This is a genomic window from Burkholderia sp. JPY481 (assembly GCF_038900515.1).
GTDB classification, from domain to species: domain Bacteria; phylum Pseudomonadota; class Gammaproteobacteria; order Burkholderiales; family Burkholderiaceae; genus Paraburkholderia; species Paraburkholderia youngii.
This window is the reverse complement of record NZ_JAYMRT010000032.1, coordinates 25326-46004: the sequence shown is the minus strand read 5'-3', so window position 1 is coordinate 46004 and position 20679 is coordinate 25326. Positions and strand designations below refer to the sequence as shown.

The 20679-nt window shown below is 59.7% G+C and carries 11 protein-coding genes and 10 pseudogenes; 12 read left to right on the top strand and 9 right to left on the bottom strand.

The features are described 5' to 3' along the window. A partial coding sequence (locus VSR82_RS36440; protein WP_498858591.1) for a transposase occupies positions 1–325 on the bottom strand: 325 nt, incomplete at its 3' end. A gap of 173 nt (positions 326–498) precedes the next feature. On the opposite strand from VSR82_RS36440, the gene tnpA reads away from it, so the two are divergent. The 5 genes and pseudogenes from tnpA to VSR82_RS36415 all read left to right on the top strand — a co-directional run. Then, a complete protein-coding gene (tnpA, locus tag VSR82_RS36435) occupies positions 499–927 on the top strand; it encodes an IS66-like element accessory protein TnpA (protein ID WP_227717802.1) in 429 nt (142 codons plus the stop codon). After that, a complete protein-coding gene (gene tnpB, locus VSR82_RS36430) occupies positions 924–1229 on the top strand; it encodes an IS66 family insertion sequence element accessory protein TnpB (protein ID WP_498858590.1) in 306 nt (101 codons plus the stop codon). The genes tnpA and tnpB overlap by 4 nt, the downstream gene beginning before the upstream one ends. A 69-nt stretch (positions 1230–1298) precedes the next feature. After that, a pseudogene (tnpC, locus tag VSR82_RS36425) lies at positions 1299–2287 on the top strand (IS66 family transposase); the annotation flags it as partial. Next, positions 2288–2454, top strand: a pseudogene (locus VSR82_RS36420) (IS110 family transposase); the annotation flags it as partial. Positions 2455–2894: 440 nt separating this feature from the next. Continuing rightward, positions 2895–3125 (top strand): annotated as a pseudogene (locus tag VSR82_RS36415) (IS5/IS1182 family transposase); the annotation flags it as partial. 481 nt (positions 3126–3606) lie between these two features. Here the strand turns inward: VSR82_RS36415 and VSR82_RS36410 are convergent. Further along, positions 3607–4233 (bottom strand): H-NS family nucleoid-associated regulatory protein, encoded by a 627-nt coding sequence (locus VSR82_RS36410; protein WP_184228781.1) that lies wholly within the window; start codon positions 4231–4233, stop codon positions 3607–3609. Positions 4234–5014: 781 nt separating this feature from the next. Between VSR82_RS36410 and VSR82_RS36405 the strand changes: the two genes are divergently transcribed. From VSR82_RS36405 to VSR82_RS36395, 3 genes and pseudogenes are all read left to right on the top strand, one after another. Next, positions 5015–6031, top strand: a complete 1017-nt coding sequence (locus tag VSR82_RS36405) for a 1-aminocyclopropane-1-carboxylate deaminase (RefSeq protein ID WP_410852995.1) — start codon at positions 5015–5017, stop codon at positions 6029–6031. A 342-nt stretch (positions 6032–6373) separates the two neighbouring features. Further along, positions 6374–6499 (top strand): annotated as a pseudogene (locus VSR82_RS36400) (IS110 family transposase); the annotation flags it as partial. 1184 nt (positions 6500–7683) lie between these two features. Next, positions 7684–8496 (top strand): IS5 family transposase, encoded by an 813-nt coding sequence (locus VSR82_RS36395; RefSeq protein ID WP_410852996.1) that lies wholly within the window; start codon positions 7684–7686, stop codon positions 8494–8496. A 56-nt stretch (positions 8497–8552) separates the two neighbouring features. On the opposite strand, the pseudogene VSR82_RS36390 reads toward VSR82_RS36395, so the two are convergent. Both VSR82_RS36390 and VSR82_RS36385 read right to left on the bottom strand, forming a co-directional pair. Next, positions 8553–8870: pseudogene (locus VSR82_RS36390) on the bottom strand (porin); the annotation flags it as partial. A 224-nt stretch (positions 8871–9094) separates the two neighbouring features. After that, positions 9095–9665: pseudogene (locus VSR82_RS36385) on the bottom strand (DDE-type integrase/transposase/recombinase); the annotation flags it as partial. A 152-nt stretch (positions 9666–9817) separates the two neighbouring features. On the opposite strand from VSR82_RS36385, the pseudogene VSR82_RS36380 reads away from it, so the two are divergent. Next, positions 9818–10168 (top strand): annotated as a pseudogene (locus VSR82_RS36380) (transposase family protein); the annotation flags it as partial. Positions 10169–10192: 24 nt separating this feature from the next. Here VSR82_RS36380 and VSR82_RS36375 read toward each other — a convergent pair. After that, positions 10193–10307, bottom strand: a pseudogene (locus VSR82_RS36375) (IS6 family transposase); the annotation flags it as partial. 941 nt (positions 10308–11248) lie between these two features. Here VSR82_RS36375 and VSR82_RS36370 point away from each other — a divergent pair. Beyond that, positions 11249–11869, top strand: coding sequence for a carbonic anhydrase (locus VSR82_RS36370; protein WP_026229228.1), 621 nt, complete (start codon positions 11249–11251; stop codon positions 11867–11869). Between the two features lie 102 nt (positions 11870–11971). Next, positions 11972–13501, top strand: coding sequence for a SulP family inorganic anion transporter (locus VSR82_RS36365; RefSeq protein ID WP_498858589.1), 1530 nt, complete (start codon positions 11972–11974; stop codon positions 13499–13501). Between the two features lie 191 nt (positions 13502–13692). Here VSR82_RS36365 and VSR82_RS36360 read toward each other — a convergent pair. The 4 genes and pseudogenes from VSR82_RS36360 to mdeB all read right to left on the bottom strand — a co-directional run. After that, a pseudogene (locus VSR82_RS36360) lies at positions 13693–13914 on the bottom strand (biotin/lipoyl-containing protein); the annotation flags it as partial. Positions 13915–13957: 43 nt separating this feature from the next. Continuing rightward, positions 13958–15267 (bottom strand): annotated as a pseudogene (gene aceF, locus VSR82_RS36355) (dihydrolipoyllysine-residue acetyltransferase); the annotation flags it as partial. A gap of 137 nt (positions 15268–15404) precedes the next feature. Further along, positions 15405–17183 (bottom strand): biosynthetic-type acetolactate synthase large subunit, encoded by a 1779-nt coding sequence (ilvB, locus tag VSR82_RS36350; protein WP_498858588.1) that lies wholly within the window; start codon positions 17181–17183, stop codon positions 15405–15407. Positions 17184–17210: 27 nt separating this feature from the next. After that, positions 17211–19925, bottom strand: a complete 2715-nt coding sequence (gene mdeB / locus VSR82_RS36345) for an alpha-ketoglutarate dehydrogenase (RefSeq protein ID WP_498858587.1) — start codon at positions 19923–19925, stop codon at positions 17211–17213. A 210-nt stretch (positions 19926–20135) separates the two neighbouring features. On the opposite strand from mdeB, the gene VSR82_RS36340 reads away from it, so the two are divergent. Continuing rightward, positions 20136–20651, top strand: a complete 516-nt coding sequence (locus tag VSR82_RS36340) for an Lrp/AsnC family transcriptional regulator (RefSeq protein ID WP_498858594.1) — start codon at positions 20136–20138, stop codon at positions 20649–20651. Positions 20652–20679: the final 28 nt, after the last annotated feature.

The following is a 20679-nucleotide window of genomic DNA, read 5'->3' as shown; positions in this document are numbered from 1 at the left end:
TACGTTTTCTGATCCCAGGGCACAGTTCTTCGATCCAGGCTGCAAGCGTCTCGCGACTCGGATAGCCCAAAGCCCTCAAGGTTGCGGCAGCACAGCGGTCATGGCTCAAATAATGATCGACGGCAACTTTCTTCTGTTCAGCCGAGTACCGCGGCCTCGAACGGACATAGCCAGCCCGTAGATCATTGCACTGTTCGTATTCGCGACGCCAGGCTTTCAGAGAATTCTTTGTCGGGTAACCCAGCTGTCGGATGGTCGCCCCGAGGCGCTTTCCCAACTTTAGATAGAGCCGAACCGCTCGAAGACGCTCTTCATACGAGTACATGAACTACCTCCAGGTAGTCCAAGTTTTCGTCCGCACCCCCGGTGGGTCATTTTTACATCGGCGCTAACAGCTACCCGTCTCCAGCCGCGCTTGCAGCAACCAGCGAGAAGACGGTAAGCGGCTCGTGGCGGCCGTTATAGACGGTGGCCGAGGGCGACATCAAAGTGATGTCCATGATTTCCGATCTGATGGGCATCACTTTGTCACAGTCTGCAGAGAAGAAGCCGGGTACCCGAACGGGGCGCCCGAATTACCCCCGGGAGCTTCGTGAGCGACTGGCAGCGGCAGCTTGCGAGCCTGGCGTATCAGTCTCAAAGCTGGCCCGGGAGAATGGCATCAACGCGAACATGCTCTTCACCTGGCGGCGGCGATATCTGGACGATCAGCAAGCTCGATCTGCCGGGCTCATTCCGGTCGTATTGCTAAGCGACACGCCAACAGAGGTCATTGCATCAGCTCCGGTAGAACCGCAAGCGCTGGGCGCGAAGCCTGTACCACCCGTAGGAACGATCGAGATCCGGATCGGTCGTGCGGTGGTTAAAGTGGGCGGCCTGGTTGATGCCGATATGCTGCGGATCGTGCTAGGTAGTCTGCGCTCATGATCTCCCTACCGGCAGGCACGCGCATCTGGATCGCTGCTGGTGTCACCGATATGCGCTGCTGGTTTCAGGGGTTGGCAGCGAAGGTGCAAACAGCGCTTGAGGAGAATCCGCTAGGCGGCAACGTCTACATCTTCCGGGGCCGTCGGGGCGATCTGGTAAAGATTCTCCCTGCCACGGAGGACGGAATCTGGCTTCTCGCGAAGCGGCTTGAACGAGGCCGTTTTATATGGCCCAAGACCGACGGTGGCAAGGTCCATCTGAGCTCTGCGCGACTGTCGATGCTGCTTGAGGGCATCGACTAGCGACAGCCCCGTCGCACTGCCGCATTATGGATGGTGTAAACCGCGCGGCAGACTCGTAAACTACGGCGCATGTCGAACCGCGCCGATCTTCCTGATGATGTCGAGCTCCTGAAGGCCTTGCTGGTTGAGGCCCGTAGCCTGCTTGCCGAACGCGATGTCGAGATTGAGCAGCTCAAGGCGCAGATCGACAAGCTCAGGCGCATGCAGTTCGGTCGCAAGTCCGAGCAGCTGCAGCGGCAAATCGAGACGCTCGAGACTCAACTTGAGGATCTGGCCGCCGGGAGCGACGTTGTGGATGTGCGGCGTGCGCAGGCCCGCGGTGCAAATGCGTCCATCTCAAATGCGACGACGGACGAAGCGGCTTCCAGGCAAGCGCTTCGCGCGCATCTGCCGCGCGAGGATCATGTGCTGAAGCCTGAATCAAGTTGCCCGGATTGCGGTCAACCAATGCAGGTGCTCGGCGAGGACGAATCCGAACAACTCGCCCGGGTCGCGGCGGCGTTCAAGGTCATTCGCACGATCCAGCGCAAACTGGTTTGCCCCTGCTGCAGCACCATAACCCAGCCGCCGATGCCCGGTCTGCCGATCCAGCGGAGCATCGCCCATCCGAGCTTGCTGGCAGACAGCCTCGTCTCGAAGTATGCAGACCACCAGCCGTTGTACCGGCAGTCGGCGATCGCGGCGCGCGACGGCGTGACGCTTGACCGGGCCAGTATGGGCCGCGGGGTCGGCCAGTGCGAGGCACTGTGCGCTCCGCTAACAGAGCCGCTGCGCCGCTATACGATGGCCGCGACCAAGCTCCACACGGATGACACGCCGATCCCGGTGCTCTCACCGGGCAACAGGAAGACCCGCACCGGCCGGCTATGGGTCTACGTGCGCGACGATCATCGCTCTGGCTCGACGCAACCTGCTCAGTCTGGTTCGCGTACTCGCCGAACCGGCAAGGCATCCATCCTCAAACCCATCTCGCCAGTTTGAAAGGGATTCTGCAAGCGGACGCTTACGCGGGCTTCGACGAATTGTTCCGCGATGGCTTGATACGCGAGGCGGCATGCCAACTCAAGCGCGCCTTGTTCCTATCCGCCTTCGCAGGCCTTGCGAGACCCCCGTTTCGCGACCGTATTACGCACGCAAAGTCCAGCAGGGCAAGCGACATAACCAGGCACTCATCGCGCTGGCACGACGACGCTGTGATGTCCTGTTCGCCATGCTGCGTTGGGGAGCGCCTTGTTCTACAGGCGCTTGCCATTCCGAGCTAGTGCCACGGCGTGATGCTGGCCTTTACCGACGTCGACACCGATGAAGACATCGACGACGTCATGTTGTTGGAATTCTTGCATCGAAACTGCGACTGGCAGCGAGAATTATGCCGGGCCTGGCTGGCCAAAGCCTCAATTATCGAGGCGGGAAGATAGTAACGGGGGTGTCTGGCGCTGCGCGACAGACAGTCCTTTGCCCATCGCACCTACTGTTTCGCAGAAACAGCTACAGCTGGAGTCTTCGGGCTCCTGGGCGACGCCTCTCCTACCGAGCTAATGGTGCGGCCAGTTAGGCATCCGGCGGACTCAACGACTGCGGCGGAAAAAAGCGCTCAAGCGCGGCCTCGTCCAACGCGATCGCCCTTCAGCAGGCCACAGGACCAGACTGACAAGATGGCGCCCCGACCAAGGAGACACCGGCGCAGGATCTGCACAGACTGCACTGGAAGGATCGAGCTACAGGTCATCAAGGTTCCGGAGGCGAAACGGGCTTTGTCTTGTTGCCACGCGCGGGGTAGTCGACCGCATCTTCCGCTGGCTCAACGGCTTCCACAGGCTGGCCAGACACTACGGGCGATCGGCCGAGACCCTCGCTGACTCGCGTTTCGTTATATTCTCCGTGCCTATGCTCATCCAATTTTCATCCCTTGGCAAAAGGGCATTACGCGCTCTAAGCAACTGCCATTACGTCCTTCCCTCCCCGGCATCACTAGACCTTTGGTCAGCGGGCCCGGCACATTTCCACCCCTACCCAACGGGTGGTCAGTTCTACGACAGCATTCCCCATTGCGAGTGCGGCAAATCGCTCATCCCGGAGCAATTGCACAGGAAAGGGTCGGAGACTGGCACGACGCCCGATTGGAGGAACTGCAGCCGAGTGCAAGAACAACGCTTGGCTGCGGAGGTATATCCCGCAGCCCCGTCGGTCTCCTAGATATATCTGAGCAGGTGCACTGACGATTGCTGCCGTTTGCGGCGCAACGTCCGCAGCAGCGCTCGTCGACTTCGCCGAGCGATTCGATGCACACCTCGCCGGAGGATAGCCGACAAATCGCCACCACCAGTCTCCGAGGCACTCTTTCCGCATCGGTGCTGAGGTATTCCTCGCCGCCGCCTTATTGCTCCGCCGCCTTATTGCTCCGCCGGCTTTTTGTTGCTGCCTTCCTGCTTGCGGCTTTCTTCGCAGCAGCTGTCTTGCTGGAATGGACTGCTTTTGCCACCTTTCGAGAATGTGCGGGTGTCTCGGCCGCGGAGATCAGGAACTTCGTGCGGTCTCTGGCACCTGCGATCCACGACGGCGTACGACCACGCCCGCTCCAAGTCGCTCCTGTCCTAGGGTCCTGATAGATGTGAGGCTGCGGCTCCTTGACTTTCTTCTCAGACTTAAGCGTTTTCTGAGCAGTCGCTGTTGAATTCGTCGTAGTGTTCGTCACCAGAAACCTGGTGCGGTCTTTCACCTTAGCGATCCAAGCCGGTGCTCGGCCACGACCGGACCAGTTCGCCCCCGTCTTTGGGTCGGCGTACTTCGTTGCCGAGGCCTCCCGCTCCGCCAGTGCGGTCGCGCCGGGTCTGCGGCCGCGTCGTCTGCCCAAAGACGCCTCAATATCAGCAATAGATAGAGAGTGCTGTTCCAGCATACTGAGGATTTTCCCGATCGCTGTTGCCGAATCTCTCTTCTCTAACGCTGCTGCCCGGGCTCGGAGCTTTGCGATTTTTGCCTGGACGGCTTCCAGCGTAGCCATGCTTGTTTTCCTTTGGATAGGATGAGTAAGCCGCACTATGCCATATCGCCCAGCGAACACAAACAGCATTGCACGGCTTGCCGACTTAATACACCTTGAAAAGAATACCTTTGGCTATTCAAAAACACGGACTTCTCGGTCTGCGCCCGTGGATAAGGCGACAATTCGCATATAGCGAAACGATCAATCGTTCGAAATGGGAAACAGTGTAACTCGCGATGCGCATGTCATCCGCGCCCCATCGTCGCTTTAACACGTAAGATGCCCGTCGACGCCGGGAGCGATAGCGAGAAAAACCTGTCAAAAGGCTGTAGCACAATTTCTGGTGCCCGCCTCGTTGGACTCGAAACGTACAACACACATGATGGCGAAAATGCAGGGACTGCGGACGAAGGCAGCGAAATCAGGCCATACCCGACGCATCGCGTGCGGCAGAACATTTCGCAGGCCCGCGGTCATTTGCGGCGATCGTGACTACCTCACCGACAAATCGCCAACACTTGCATGATCGTGGCATAAAGCCAGTGATTGCACAGCGAAGAACCGACGATGGTAACGGTCTTAGCAAATTCCGCTGGTTGGCAGCACGGACTCACGCGTGGCTCTGCAACGTCCGACGTCGTCGTATCGGCATCGACCGTCGCGGCTATATTATGAAGCAAGCGTTCGTCAGTTTTTGCTTGCTCGCTCATCTACTGGAACATATTCAAAGGAGAGGAGTCACATCTTTGAACTGGCCTCTTACCATGAACTCTCGGAAATCACCCACCACGGAGCCTCGATGAACCTGCAACGATTCCCCCGCTACTCGCTCACCTTCGGGCCGACGCCGATCCAGCCGCTGAACCGTCTGAGCGTGCATCTCGGCGGCAAGGTCATGCTTTATGCCAAGCGCGAGGACTGCAATAGCGGCCTCGCGTTCGGCGGCAACAAGACCCGCAAGCTCGAATATCTGATCCCCGACGCGCTCGCGCAGGGCTGCGACACACTCGTGTCGATCGGCGGAATCCAGTCAAACCAGACGCGCCAGGTCGCGGCGGTTGCCGCGCATCTGGGCCTGAAGTGCGTGCTCGTGCAGGAGAACTGGGTCAACTACCCGGATGCGGTGTACGACCGTGTCGGCAACATCCTGATGTCGCGCATGATGGGCGCCGACGTGCGGCTCGTGCCGGACGGCTTCGACATCGGCTTTCGCAAGAGCTGGGAAGACGCGCTCGACAGCGTGCGCGCTGCCGGCGGCAAGCCGTATCCGATTCCTGCGGGCTGCTCGGATCATCCGCTGGGCGGGCTCGGCTTCGTCGGCTTCGCCGAAGAGGTTCGCCAGCAGGAAGCCGAATTGGGTTTCAAATTCGACTACATCGTCGTGTGTTCGGTGACGGGCAGCACCCAGGCGGGCATGGTGGTCGGTTTCGCCGCCGACGGCCGCGCCGAGCGGGTAATCGGCATCGACGCCTCGGCGAAACCGGCGCAGACGCGCGAGCAGATCACGCGCATCGCGAAGCGGACCGCCGAGAGCGTCGAACTGGGCCGCGACATCACCGCCAAGGACATCGTGCTCGACGAGCGCTACGGCGGCCCGGAATACGGTCTGCCCAACGACGGCACGCTCGAGGCGATCCGCTTGTGCGCGCGGCTCGAAGGCATGCTGACCGATCCGGTGTACGAGGGAAAGTCGATGCACGGCATGATCGACAAGGTCCGTAACGGCGAATTTCCGGCCGGCTCGCGCGTGCTGTATGCGCACTTGGGCGGCGTGCCGGCGTTGAGCGCGTACAGCTTCATCTTCCGCGACGGTTGACGGGTTTAGGGGCCTTAGGCGACGGGCGTCGGCGGTCCGGGGTTCAGGCCCGACTTCAATCAGATACGATTGCCGCGTTCGTTGCGACGTCGAGTTACAGCCGCGTCAGCTGCGCGGAGTCGTCGCCGACATTGCGTATCGAGACGCTGCTGGCTTCTCACGTGCGGGCACTCAAGGCATTTCGCGGCATGCCCACGGAGGCCAAGTCCGAATGAAAGGGGCTTCGTCCGCAATCAGGTGCCTGTTGCGGGCGATGGCATCAAGGCGCCACGATGTGGTTCTCGCACCTATCAACTCCCTCGAAGGGGCAGTCCACGGCGATCGTAAAGCTAGGATTTTGATCTGGCCACGAATGTCTGTGCGCTGCCGGCGACCGGCAAGCCCGAATTGGTACGCCCGGAAATTCGCCGCACTCGGTTGCTTGAAGGTGTGGCATCTTTACCTCCTTGTCTTATCGGGATGGGCAGCTGATCCGGCGCGCATCACTGGGCACGCGAGTTCGAGAGGCTAAGGCTCACGACGCGCCGCTTGCACGGTGCACGAAACACGCACCGAATTTATCGCACCGGCGTGCAGACCGTTTCGTGGCTGACGATAAGCTCGGCTTCGAACAGCAGTTCCTCGATGTCGTGCAGCCTCAACTGAAACAGGTAGTACCAGCACACCGCGCAGCTGATGACCGCAGTGGAAGACGATAACCGTGATAAAGCGATTTTCCATCCTTCATCACGCGATCTTACTCGACCAATTCAGCAACGTGACAGTGGCAAGCTTACTGATCGAGAGGGTGTAGTCGCGATCGCCGCCTTGGTTCTCTTTCTTTCAGATGCCGACACCTCGACGTTATCCTCACGGGACGACTTGGCGCCGACGCGGTGAGCCTTTTCGTTGTCGGGCTGTCCGGCGTTTGATCGGGATGGCGCTCGCCTTCACGTCGGAATTCGTAGTCGCCTTTGCCGCTCACGCTCCAGCCTACGGTGCGCGCCGCTTTCCGCCGTGCCTTTGGGACGAACATCGCTACCACTAAAGAAGAGTGAAAAGCGTGAACGTCACCAACTACATTCAATTCGACGGCGACGACCCTCGACACCGCAAAGGGCGCGGGCCTCGCCTCCACTATGGACCGCGACATGGACATCAAAGTTGTTCGCGTTGGTCCTATCTCACGTCAGCGGATTGGAAGGCCGCTATATGGTAACAACCGCGCGCGTGTGCGACCTTGTCAGATGTTCGACAATGTCGGGAATGAAACAACGCGTTGAAGATGATCTCGTTGTTGGGCAAGCATTTTTGGATTGGTACGACACTTGCGCATCTCACGCCACGCAAACAATAGGAGAAATCCATGGTTAGACTCAGCGCTCGCGCCAACGGCCACGCTCGATGCTTTCGGCAGACACAAATACGCGCTGTCTGGCACAGAACCACCGGCATATCGACCTCAGCCGTCCAACGAGCTGTCAATAGCAAGAGGCGGCACGCGAGCATAATGTTGGCTTATAACGACGTAAGGCACGCAACTGACCACCGTCGCATTCTATCTGTTGCCGGCAAACGGCATGCGAACTCATTAAAAGAATCAGACCTATGCCGAAACTGATGATGCCTAGAGCGTGTTAGGAACTTCGATTGAGACCTGTTATCCTGGCGGGATGAAAAGAACAGACCGCAAAGGGTATCCGACTGATGTGTCGGATGAGGAATGGAGTTTCGCGGCGCCGTATCTGACGCTGATGGACGTCGACGCGCCCCAGCGCAAATACGAACTGCGCGACATGTTTGATGCGTTGCGCTGGATGGCTCGTGCCGGCGCGCCGTGGAGGATGCTGCCCAATGATTTCCCGCCGTGGGAGCTGGTGTATCAGCAGACTCAACGCTGGTTGCAGGCGGGCTGCTTTGAGAGCATGGTGAGCGACCTGCGCTCGGTGATACGCGTGGCACAGGGCCGTCGGGGACAGCCCAGCGCGGTCATCCTCGATGGCCGCACGATACAGTCGACCTGCGAGAGCGGCCCGCGTGCGGGTTATGACGGTTATAAGCGCAAGCGCGGTAGCAAGGTACATATGGCAGTAGACACGTTGGGACAGTTGCTGGCGGTGCACGTAACCCCAGCCAATGAACAGGAGCGCGCACAGGTAGCTGAGCTTGCGCGGCGGGTCCAGCAGGTAACAGGACGAACGGTCAAGGTGGCATTTGCCGATCAGGGATACACGGGCAAAGAGCCAGCGCAGGCTGCATTCGACGAGGGTATTGACCTTCAGGTGATCAAACTCGAAGAAACGAAAAAGGGTTTCGTTCTGCTCCCCCGGCGGTGGGTGGTCGAGCGCAGCTTTGGCTGGCTCAACCGTTTCCGGCGTCTCGCACGTGACTATGAACGGCCCCCCGAAACTCTCGCCGGGCTTCATTTTGTCGTCTTCGCAATGCTCATGCTTGTCCACGCCGTGCCAGTACTTCAAAGTTCCTAACACGCTCTAACCCCGCGTTTACGTTGCAATCAGCATAGAGGGCGTCCAGATGTCGTTTAGAACCTCGTCTGCAAGCCGACGCGACCGATGAACTGCGACGGACCGCTCGACGCGACCATCACGTCGTTGATCTGTGCGTTCGCCCCTTGGTTTGTCCGCTGGTAGACGGCAGCCACGTAGACGCTGGTTCGCTTCGACAGGAAGTACTTCAGCGTGCCGGTGAGCTGATGTGCATGGTTGTTGTCGACTACCTGATTGCCCTTCATGTACATATACGCCCCACTCAACACCCACTCTGGCGCCATCACCCACATGCCACCCAGCTCCGCCTGCCAGACCGACGCGCCGTTCATTTCGTTACGCACCGCCGTATAGAGCGCGTTCGCACTTTCCTTGTCGTGACAGAACTCCTATTTGCACCTCAGCCCGCGTAGCTTCGTGTCGCCTGCCGACTTCATAAAACACGGGCTTGAGGCCCAGAGGACAAGGGATACGGCTGCATATCCCGGGGCTGCCGCGAATTTAGATCTTGGCAGCTTCGCAGGCGCTGTCACGTCAAGGCATTCTAGACGCAAGAGCGCAGAGGAGGTACATTTCCTCAGAAATTGGACGGATCGTGGGTGGGCCCAGTGAAGCGATGCCACCCGGTAAAGCGTGCGGCGAGTTGTTCGCGATACACTGATGCACGCAGTAAATGCCGCTTGAGCGCGAAGTGCTGACGAATCGGAGCTAAGCTCGATAAGAACGCTTGTGTGCGATCAGGATCGCGGAAACCACGCATCCGGCGCTCGCGCTCACCCGTAGGTTGATGGCTGTCTTCGGCGCAGTAGTTCACCCGAGCACTGGCTTTGACGAAGACGCGTTTGATCTTTGCCAGTTCGGGAATTTCGGCCTTCGCGGCCGGATAGCTGCGCAACTGCTCGATGACCATCCTTCGTGGCGCGTCGGGACAGGCTACCAGCACGCGGTTGAACAAGCGCTCTGCTACGCGGCCTTATCGCGACGTTTCTGCAGCAGGATGTCGAGTTCGGCGCCGTGCTGGCCGACTGCCCGCCAGGGAGCAGATAGCGCTCGCCGAGCAACGTAACGAAGACTTCGTCAAGATGCTATGTGCGGCCGGGTTTGCGACGAGCCGCTTTGACGCAATCTGCGAACCCTGCGCCGAATTTGATAACCAGTAGACCGGCTACCCGCCATCAAATTTTTTGATGGGTTATATGGGAATTTTTTAATCCTCACAGAGGAACGCTGCACTTAGTGGCGCCTCTCAACTTGCACCGGCATTGTCAGGTTGACGGTAGGCCAGCGACAGAATGAAGTGGTGAAGAAAACGAAATCGCTTCATCACGGGCACAGCTTCCCTGCCATCGTCATCAGCTGGGCGGGTCGGTGAGGTTTTCGGGTCAGCCTGAGCCTTTTGGACGTCGACGAGGTGTGGCTCGAACGGGGTGTCGCGGTCACTATGAGACGATCCGCTGATGGCGCGAGAAGTTTGGCGCTCGATTCGCCCAGCGCGCCAAAGCAGCGCTGTCCAAGCCGGGCAGAGGGCATCCGGACGGGATGTTCGTGACGCTGCGCGGCAAGCGGTATCTGTTGCGCGGAGCACGGCGCTGAACTCGACGTGCTGGTGCAAAATCGGCGCGATAAGGCCGCAGCAAAACGCCTCTTCCGGAAGGGGTCGATCGGGATCGGAATGAGCGTGCCTCGATGTCGCGCAGGCTGAGCTGAAATCGGAAGTACCACCGGACTGCGTGGCTGATGACCGCCACCGGAAAGCGGTGATCGTGGTAAAGCGACTTTGCATTCTTCATCCCACGACGTTACTCGACCATCCCGGCAACGTGACAGTGCCGACCAAGCGAGACTACTGAGAAGCAGGCCATCAAATTAATTTATGCTTCGCAGGTCCTATTGAGGTCTGTTTTGCTATATCTGATCAATATATCTAAAGCGCAGTTGGTTTCCTAAGTCATTTGACGACACAATTGCGACACAATGACTCGCCTACAATATCCAGTAGACTTTTCTGTTAAGGAAACCTTAATGACTGGACCAAATGCATCGAAATTCTCATCAAGCTCAACACCAACTGTTGGCGCACAACACTGTATGAGATCGCCATCATGGAGGAATCTTCTGCCGGAGCGAGGACAAATGGAAGTCGGCACGGCGTCCGTCGATCAAATTTTTGGCTGGCAAGGAACCTCGCGAAAACACTTTGGGCGCTAGCACAAGCTGCTGAGCCAGTCCTGTCGGCATCGGTGTTCTCAGCCCCCATCAAGGACCTCTTCAGTTGTAACACCCGGTTAGCAAGGAAACGCTGGAAATGAAACGCCTCGCGTGGGCGATCGGAGAGGACGCTCGAAATACCTTTCGGACGCTCATGCATACTGCCACGGGACGACCCCGCGCGGCCGAATGGCCGGCGCGTCGTCGTGATAGATAGATGCCAGGGGATATCAAGACCAGTCCATCGGATCACGGCAAGGCGCGGAGAACGTTTCCTGCGCAGTAGCCCGTCTCCAGCTCCAGAGCGGTCGCCCGCTGATTTTCCCTATGTGCGAGCACTCTCCTAGTGTATGCCGGCCGGGACGCGCGCACTGCTTAGGTTGATTGACGGGAGACGGCGAAGTCCGCGCTACGTATTGGCATCGTTCCGGTTTCCTTTTTTTCGAGCGACCGGCCATTTTCTTGATAGAAGGCTATTCGCAAGCCTTGATCGAAGCCAACAATCTGATTGGAGTCTCGACTCGTGAATCTTCCAAAACGCATGCTCGTCGCCAATGTCGCGTGGGCCCAAGAAATGGGACGGCGCGAACCAAACTTGTTTCGCGCGCTAGCCATGGGGCAGAAACCGCAAGTGCTCTGGATTGGCTGCTCAGATAGCCGCGTACCCGCCGAAACCATCACCCACTGCGCGCCGGGGGATCTGTTTGTTCATCGCAACATCGCTAACCTTCTTCATCTCGACGACGACAACACCATGAGTGTGCTCGAATATGCTGTGTGTGAGCTGCGGGTCGCGCACATCATTGTCTGCGGGCATTACGGATGCGGGGGCGTGCGCGCCTCGCTACTTCCACCAGCCGACACCCTGCCGCACTTCAACCGCCGCATCAGGCCGCTTTGCGCACTCGCACACACGCATCACGCGGCGCTTGCTCGCCTGCCATCGGAAGAGGCACGCATCAACCGGCTCGTCGAACTTAATGTACTCGAACAGGTACGCCTGCTGCGCGAGCATCCGCTCGTGCGTGAGCGTGCACCCTCTCCCCTTGTGCACGGCTGGATCTTTTCACTGAACGACGGCCAGTTGCGCGAACTCGAGTCGGGCTTCGAGCCTGAAACAACGAAGGCAATCGCCCCCGTCTGACCCGTCTCTCCAGATCGCTCCGCTTACCTCGTTCACCAAAAAATCGCAGTCGCACAAATTTGGCGTCGGGGTATCCACCCTTCACTATTTTTCGCTTCCATCATGACCTCGAGAGTTTTCCCGTCTGCGCTTCTACGTGACCTCGCTGCCGGCGCTGTAGTCTTTCTCGTCGCGCTGCCGTTGTGTCTCGGCATTGCAGAAGCCTCCGGCGCAGAGCCGCTAGCCGGGCTAGTGTCTGGCATCGTTGGTGGCATCGTCGTTGCCTTGCTCAGCGGATCGCCCCTCAGTGTGAGCGGCCCCGCCGCGGGCCTCGTCGTGATCGTCGTCGACGGCATCGGGCGTCTCGGTAGTTTCTCTGCATTCCTTATTGCATTGCTGCTGTCGGGTGTCATCCAGTTCGGCTTCGGGACGCTTCGGGCCGGCCAGCTCGCCTCGTATGTGCCCACACCCGTCATCAAGGGAATGCTCGCCGCCATCGGACTGCTGCTGATCGTCAAGCAGATCCCACTTGCAGTGGGTCTGACGTCGGGTCGCAACACCGAATCGTTGGCAGGCGCGCCTGCATCCATCTCGCCCATCGTCTGTACTGTCGCCGCCATCTCGCTCGCCATCCTTGCGGCCTGGGACACGCATACATTGAGACGCTTCGCGCTAGTGCGGTTCGTGCCCGCGCCGCTTGTCGTCGTAGTTGCGGGCGTAAGCGCGACGCTGGTGTGCGGCGCGCTAGGCGCCACGCTCGCGTTGCCACCTGAGCACCGCGTAGCGTTGCCGGCCATCAAATCGTTCGCGGCGCTCGGGGACGCCTTGCATTTACCTGAGTTCGGGTTGACCTTCGCGCGCCTTGTGGATCCGGAAATATGGATCGTCGCCTTGACGCTTGCCGTTGTCGCCAGTCTAGAAACGCTCCTGAGCCTCGAAGCCGTCGAGCAGATCGACCCGCAGCGTCGCGTCGCACCACCGAATCGCGAACTCAAAGCGCAAGGGGTCGGCAATATGATGGCAGGTGTCATCGGGGGATTGCCCATCACATCCGTCATCGTCCGCAGTTCGGCCAACGTCCACGCCGGCGCGCGAAGCCGGCTCTCCGCAATCGTGCACGGCGTGCTGCTCCTCGTCAGCATGTTCGCGCTCACGGATGCGATCAACCTGATTCCGCTCGCGAGTCTGGCGGCCATTCTCATTCAAACCGGCTACAAGCTCGCCAGACCGTCGCTGTTCATTACGCTCGCGAAACAGGGAGCGGCATCGTTCACTCCATTCATTGTAACGATCGCCGGGGTGCTCGCCAGCGATCTGCTCACTGGAATTGTTCTCGGTGTGCTGTGCAGCGCCGCGCTCGCGTTGTGGGCGAATCTGCATCGGCCTATTGCCCTCGCGCGACACGACGACCATTTCCTGCTTTCGTTTCGCAAGGATGTGTCGTTTCTCGGCAAGGTGGCGCTCAAGGAGATGCTAGCGCATATCCCGGATCGGGCGACCCTCATCGTCGACACAACCCGCGCCGACTTCATCGACCACGACGTGCGCGAACTGCTAGACCGTTTTATTGCCGAGGCGCCACTGCGGTCGATCGCGGTGGAGGTGCGAGACGCCGCTACGGTGCTACCTCCTGCACCGCGGTCAAGCGTCTGACCGCACGCCAACAGTGGATGCGATCCATGACGAACGGGTCTAGCAGGCCCGATCGTCATTGCGAGAAAACTGGGACTACTGCGTCCGAAAGTTGCGATGGGAAGCGAATTTTCGCCAGCACGTAGCGCTGCTCGATCAGCCAGCGAAACAATACACCGGAACTGATAGTGCATAGGCGATGGAATTCGGCGAGCGATCACTGTGCCCTGCGAAGCCTTGTCGCCGGCCTTGATCTTCACTTCCTTGACGGTGCCCGCGACGTCGCTGGGCACTTCCATCGTGGCCTTGTCCGACTCGAGCGAGAGCAGCGTCTGCTCCTTCTCGATCACATCACCGGCCTTGATGTTGACTTCGATGACCTCAATGTCCCTGAAGTCGCCGATGTCCGGCACTTTTACTTGGATAAGCATCATTTATTAGTTTCTTCCGTGCGGTTGTCCCGGGGCTTGTCGCGGGTCAAAGCGATACCCGTCGATAGTCGGTCAGAATCGTGGCGAGATACGCATTGAAGGGCCGGCTTCTACGCCATCAATGACGCGGTGATCCCATGAAAGCGACAGGGGCAGCATGAGGCGAGGCACAAACTGCTTGCCGTCCCACACCGGCTTCATCGCGCTCTTCGACAGGCCGAGGATCGCGACTTCCGGCGCATTGATGATCGGCGTGAAATGCGTGCCGCCGATGCCGCCGAGCGACGAGATCGAGAAGCAGCCGCCCTGCATCTGGTCCGGCTTGAGCTTGCCTTCGCGCGCTAGCTTCGAGAGCTCGGCCATTTCCTTGGCGATGTGGACGAGACCCTTCTTGTCCGAGTCGCGAATCACCGGAACCACGAGGCCGTTCGGCGTGTCAGCGGCAAAACCGATGTGGTAGTACTGCTTGAAGACGAGGTTATCGCCGTCGAGGCTCGCGTTAAAGGTCGGGAATTTCTTCAGGGCCGAGATCACCGCCTTGATCACGAACGCGAGCATCGTGAACTTCACGCCCGCCTTCTCGTTTTCCTTGTTGAGCTGCACGCGCAGCGCTTCGAGGTCCGTGATATCCGCTTCGTCGTTGTTCGTAACGTGCGGAATCATGACCCAATTGCGGTGCAGATTCGCGCCGGATATCTTCTTCATGCGCGAGAGCGGCTGCGTATCGATCGGGCCGAACTTCGTGAAATCGACCTTCGGCCAGGGCAGCAGGTTCAGGCCCGAGCCGCCCGCAGCCGGTGCGGCTGCCGCGCCGGCCGGTGCTGCGAGCTGGTCCGCCATCACGCCCTTCACGAACGCGGTGACGTCGTCCTGCGTGATACGGCCCTTCGGACCCGTACCCGTAACGCGGGCAACGTCCACGTCGAGATCGCGCGCCAGTTTACGCACCGACGGCGAAGCATGGCTTGATCCGCCCAGCCCAGCGTCCTTCTCCGCGATTACAGTCGCTAACCCAGGCGTGGAAGGACGGGCTGCAGGTTCAGGCAGTTCATTAACAATGTGTGGACGGTCATGGAGCCCGGAGCTCGCCCGGGAGGCCGCCTCACTGGTCACCACCTCGGCCAACGCGCCGTGCGGCTCCATGAGCAGGATGACCGAGCCTTCCGACACGGCATCTCCGACCCTGAGCTTTATTTCACGAACGACGCCGCCAAAAGGACTCGGCACATCCATGGTGGCCTTGTCCGACTCCAGCGTAACCAGCGATTGCTCTTCCCGTACTACATCACCCGGCGCAACCAGCACCTCGATGACGGGGACGCCCTTGTAGTCGCCGATGTCAGGCACCTTAATCTCTGTTACATGCACTTCTGTATTCTCCCAATCGCGTTCCAAAGCGAGAGCAACGATCGATTCGTAGTGTGTCTCATGAATGTCTCAAGGCCGGAACAGGCAGCAGGCACCGCGGTGCCAGAAATTCTGGTCATGTTGAACTAGCGGTCGACATCGCACGAATTCATCAGCATGTCCGTCAGTCCCGCGCCAGCTCGAACCATAGGCCAGACGTTCGCGGACGGATCGACGGCAAAGTCCATGAATACGGTACGGTGCTTCATGGAAAGTGCTTCGCGAAGGACCGGCTCGACATCGCACGGTCGCTCGATGCGAAAGCCGACGTGCCCGTATGCGCGGGCGAGCGCGACAAAGTCAGGCAACGCGTCCATGTACGAGTGGGAGTAACGGTCGCGATAGTTGACGTGCTGCAGCTGCCTTACCATGCCGAGGTAGCCGTTGTTAAGGGAGACAATTTTCACGCCAAGGTCGTACTGCCTGCAGGTCGACAGCTCCTGGATGCACATCTGGATCGAGCCGTCCCCGGTCACTGCGACCACATCCGCGTCAGGAAGTGCGCGTTTGACGCCCATCGCATAGGGCAGTCCGACACCCATCGTCCCGAGGCCGCCCGAGTTGATCCATCGACGAGGCTTGTCGAATCCATACAGCTGCGCAGCCCACATCTGGTGCTGTCCGACGTCGGAACAGATATAGGCATCGCCTCCAGTGACTTCCCAAAGCCGTTGAATGACGAACTGTGGCTTGATCACATCAGCGTCCGGTTCATAGGCGAGGCAGCGCCTCTCACGCCAGTTCTCTATCTCTTTCCACCAGTCGTTGCGATTCCCATCGTTGATACGCTGCGCCCGGAGCTGCTCCAGTATCCCGCGCGCCGCGGTCTTTACGTCTCCCACGATCGGAACGTCAACCTGCACCCGCTTGTCGATCGTCGCGGGGTCGATATCAACATGAATAATCGTCCTTCGATCTGACTGGAACGCTCCTGTGTTCCCGACGACCCGATCATCGAATCTCGCACCGAGCGCGATCAGTACGTCGCAATGCTGCATCGCCATGTTGGCTTCGTACGTTCCATGCAGTCCTGGCATTCCGAGGCACCGCCGGTCTGAGGCGGGAAAGGTGCCGAGCGCCATCAACGTGTTCGTCACCGGGGCATCGAGTCGCCGCACGAGTTCCGCAATCTCTTCGCTTGCAGCCGATGCGACCGCTCCGCCACCAACAAGAATGCATGGCCGGCGTGAGCGCGCGAGCGCTTCGGCGGCGCGCCGCACCTGAACGACATGAGGATCCGTGCGTGGACGGTACGATCGCAGCGTGACGGATTCAGGTATGCGCAAGGGCGTCTTCGCCTGAAGCACGTCTTTGGGAATATCCACCAGTACAGGTCCCGGGCGCCCGGTGCGAGCGATATGAAACGCGCTTTTGAGCGTCTTCGCCAACTGCGAGACATCCAGCACGAGAAAGTTATGTTTGACGATAGACCGGGTGATCCCGACAGCATCGCACTCCTGAAACGCATCGGTTCCGATGGAGTGTGTGGGTACGTTACCGGAGACCACCACCATCGGGATGGAATCGAAATACGCCGTAGCAATGCCCGTCACCGCGTTCGTCACGCCCGGGCCCGATGTCACCAGCGCTACGCCGACCTTTCCCGTTGCACGCGCGAAGCCATCCGCCGCGTGCACGGCTGCCTGTTCATGGCGAACCAGCAAATGGGTGATATGGCCGGACTCCTGGAACGCATCGTAAAGCGGCAGGACGGCGCCGCCTGGATACCCCCAGACCGTATCAACGCCCTCCCCGCGCAGAACTGACAGGACAATCTGTGCACCCGATGCATGGCCGTCCATGCCCGAACCACTCGAAGCGCCGGCCTTCACAACCTGTTGGATCTCAGAACCCGCAATCTTCATTATTAGCTCCTGGTAGTGCCCCACCCATCACTGTTGCCACGGCGCGGCCCGGTTCGCGTCACGCCTGCCATAGCGATCCACGGCACGCCTGACGACCTCGACCGCGATTGCACCGTCGTCCGCAAGCGCTTTCAGCGCGGCAATCGCAATCGAATACCGGTCGACTTCGAAGAACGCTCGCAAAGCCGCTCGGGTGTCACTGCGTCCAAAACCATCGGTGCCAAGCGTCACATAGCGTCGCGGCACATACGCACGAATCAGTTCAGGAACAGCACGCACGTAGTCCGTCGCTGCAACCACGGGCCCGTGAGTGCGAGACAACGCAGACGCCACGTACGGAGAGGGATCACAATCCTCGTCGAACAGGCGATCGGTGCGTTCGGCCGCCACGCCGTCCCGGTGCAGCTCGGTAAAGCTGGTGACGCTCCACACCGACGCTGCGATACTCCAGTCTTCCTTCAGCAGGCGCGCGGCGGCTTGAATTTCCCCAAGAATCGCCCCCGAACCGAGCAACTGGACCTGTGCGCGTTCGAGCGATGTCGTGTCGAGCGGATACATGCCCCTGAGCACACCATCACGAACGCTTTCGATAGGCGCAGCCGGAAGCGAAGGCTGGGCGTAGTTCTCGTTCGTCACCGTCAGGTAATAGAAGACATCGCGCTGACGTTCGATCATCTCGCGCATGCCTTCGTCGACGATCATGGCCACCTCGTATGCGAACGCGGGATCATAGGCGCGGCAGTTAGGTACCGTCGAAGCCGCCAGATGGCTCGTGCCGTCCTGATGCTGAAGCCCCTCGCCACCGAGCGTCGTCTTGCCCGCCGTCGCACCGATCAGGAAGCCACGTGCACGCTGGTCTGCCGCGGCCCAGATCAGATCGCCGATGCGCTGGAAACCGAACATCGAGTAGTAGATGTAGAACGGCAGCATGGGCAGGTCGTGCACGCTGTATGAAGTGGCGGCGGCGACCCACGAGGACACGGCGCCCGCCTCCGAAATGCCCTCTTCCAGTATCTGCCCGCCCGTATCCTCCCGGTAGTACAGCATTGAGCCCATGTCTTCGGGCTCGTACAGCTGCCCGAGCGGCGAATAGATCCCAACCTGCCGGAACAGGTTCGCCATACCGAACGTGCGTGCCTCGTCGGCAACCACGGGAACAATGCGACGGCCGAGCGACGCGTCTTTCAGAAGGCTCCCGAGCATCCGCACGAACGCCATCGTCGTCGACATCTCCTTACCGCCGGCTTCGAGGGCGAATTGCCCCCACGCCGACAACGCCGGGACGGGCAGCGTTTGCGACGCGGCTGTCCTTCTGCGGGGCAGATAACCACCAAGCGCTTCGCGCCGGGCATGCAGGTACCGCATTTCCGGACTGTTGTCCGCCGGCCTGTAGAACCGCAGCTGCTCGACGTCCTCGTCGGAGAGAGGCAAGCGGAAACGGTCGCGAAACGCTTTCAGTTGTTCGACGTCGAGCTTCTTCTGCTGATGCGTGGTCATCCGGCCCTGCCCGATCGACCCCATGCCGAAGCCCTTCATTGTCTTCGCGAGAATAACCGTGGGCTGACCGCCATGTTTCAGTGCCTGGTCGTACGCCGCATACAGCTTGCGCACGTCGTGCCCGCCCCGTCGCAGACGGTCGATGTCGTCGTTGCTCAGATGCGCGGCGAGCGCAGCCAGTTCCTCGTTCTGTCCGAAGAAGCGTTCGCGGTTGTAGGCGCCGTCATTGGCCGAGAAGGTCTGAAACTGTCCATCGACGGTATGAGCAAACGCGCGCAACAACGCGCCGGTGCGATCGCGCGCGAAAAGACCATCCCAATCAGAACCCCACACGACCTTGATGACGTTCCAGCCCGCTCCCGTGAATTGCGCCTCGAGCTCGTCAATAATGCGGCCGTTGCTTCGCACGGGGCCGTCAAGTCGCTGCAGATTGCAGTTAATCACGAAAACGAGATTGTCGAGTCCCTCACGGGCCGCAAGCGCCAACGCCCCAATCGATTCGGGCTCGTCCATCTCGCCGTCGCCAAAAAAACCCCAGACCTTCCGACCTTCCGTTTTGAGCAATCCACGGTTCTGCAGGTAACGCATGAAGCGCGCCTGGTAGATCGAGTTGATAGGGCCGATGCCCATCGATCCCGTTGGAAACTGCCAGAAGTCAGGCATCAGCCACGGATGCGGATATGAACACAGACCCGGACCCGCGATCTCGCGACGGTAGTGCTCCAGATGCTGCTCGCTCAGGAAACCTTCAAGGAATGCGCGCGCGTATACCCCCGGCGACGAATGGGGCTGAAAATAGACGAGGTCACCACCATGCGCATCGTTCGCGCCGCGAAAGAAGTGGTTGAACCCTACCTCGAAAAGATCCGCCGCCGATGCGTAGCTCGCAATATGTCCCCCGAGTTCGCCATAAGCCCGGTTCGCCCGCACCACCATCGCGAGCGCATTCCAGCGCAACGCGGCGGCAAGTCGCTCTTCCGTATCGATGTCACCTGGATACGGCGGCTGCTGGTCGACCGGGATGGTGTTCGTATAGGGCGTGACATTCGCGCGCGCCGTTGCAATGCCGCTCGACAACGCATGCGCGGCCAGGCGGTCGAAAACATACTGGGCGCGCTCGAGTCCAACATGCTCCACCACGCCATCCAGCGCGGCGAGCCACTCGGCAGTCTCCTGCGGGTCGCCGTCGATACGGGTCTGAGTGAGGGCAAGAACGGGTTTGGCACCGCTCGATAAATCGGTCATGGCGACTCCAGGCTGAACAGTGAGATTCTTGAGCTTCGAGACTCGTGCAGGTCGAACTGCGCGGTCCGATGGGATAAGAAGAGCTTAACTAGCGCCTCACAAAATGTGCGTCTCTTTTGCTGGTAGTTTTTGCTGCAGATAGGGTATAAATTCTGGGAACGCATTCTCCCGTGAGATTTCCATACTATGACGTCTGAAACAAAGCTCCCAATCCGCCGGCTGGATCGCACCGACATCGCGATCCTGCGGCAGTTGCAGGACAATGCGCGTATCACAAACGCTGAGCTCGCACGCGCTGTTAACCTCTCCCCCACTCCCTGTTTCAATCGCGTACGCACACTTGAAAATCTCGGCTTGTTCCGGCAACACGTCACCCTCCTCGACGCCGGCGCGCTCGGATTGCGTATCAACGTCTTTATTCAGGTCAGCCTCGAACAACAGGTCGAAGACGCGCTACGTGTTTTTGAGAAGGAGATCGCGGATCGGCCAGAAGTGATGGAGTGCTATCTAATGACAGGCGATGCTGATTATCTGCTGAGGGTTGTCGTGCCGGACATGCAAAGCCTTGAGCACTTCATCGTTCAATGGCTCACGAAAATACCTGGCGTGTCGAACATCCGCTCCAGCTTTGCGCTCAAGCAAGTGCGCTATAAGACCGCGCTGCCGCTTCCGACTGCAGGCCTCATGCTCCCGAGCGGCGACGAGGTCCGTCAGGAATGGACCTAGCAGGCTGTTGAATTTGGGTCGCGTGTAA

Bases quoted from the DNA above. Each gene is read 5' to 3' on its own strand.
- tnpA (WP_227717802.1), top strand. From the start codon at position 499: ATGATTTCCGATCTGATGGGCATCACTTTGTCACAGTCTGCAGAGAAG.
- tnpB (WP_498858590.1), top strand. From the start codon at position 924: ATGATCTCCCTACCGGCAGGCACGCGCATCTGGATCGCTGCTGGTGTC.
- VSR82_RS36410 (WP_184228781.1), bottom strand. From the start codon at position 4,233: ATGGCTACGCTGGAAGCCGTCCAGGCAAAAATCGCAAAGCTCCGAGCC.
- VSR82_RS36405 (WP_410852995.1), top strand. From the start codon at position 5,015: ATGAACCTGCAACGATTCCCCCGCTACTCGCTCACCTTCGGGCCGACG.
- VSR82_RS36395 (WP_410852996.1), top strand. From the start codon at position 7,684: ATGAAAAGAACAGACCGCAAAGGGTATCCGACTGATGTGTCGGATGAG.
- VSR82_RS36365 (WP_498858589.1), top strand. From the start codon at position 11,972: ATGACCTCGAGAGTTTTCCCGTCTGCGCTTCTACGTGACCTCGCTGCC.
- ilvB (WP_498858588.1), bottom strand. From the start codon at position 17,183: ATGAAGATTGCGGGTTCTGAGATCCAACAGGTTGTGAAGGCCGGCGCT.
- mdeB (WP_498858587.1), bottom strand. From the start codon at position 19,925: ATGACCGATTTATCGAGCGGTGCCAAACCCGTTCTTGCCCTCACTCAG.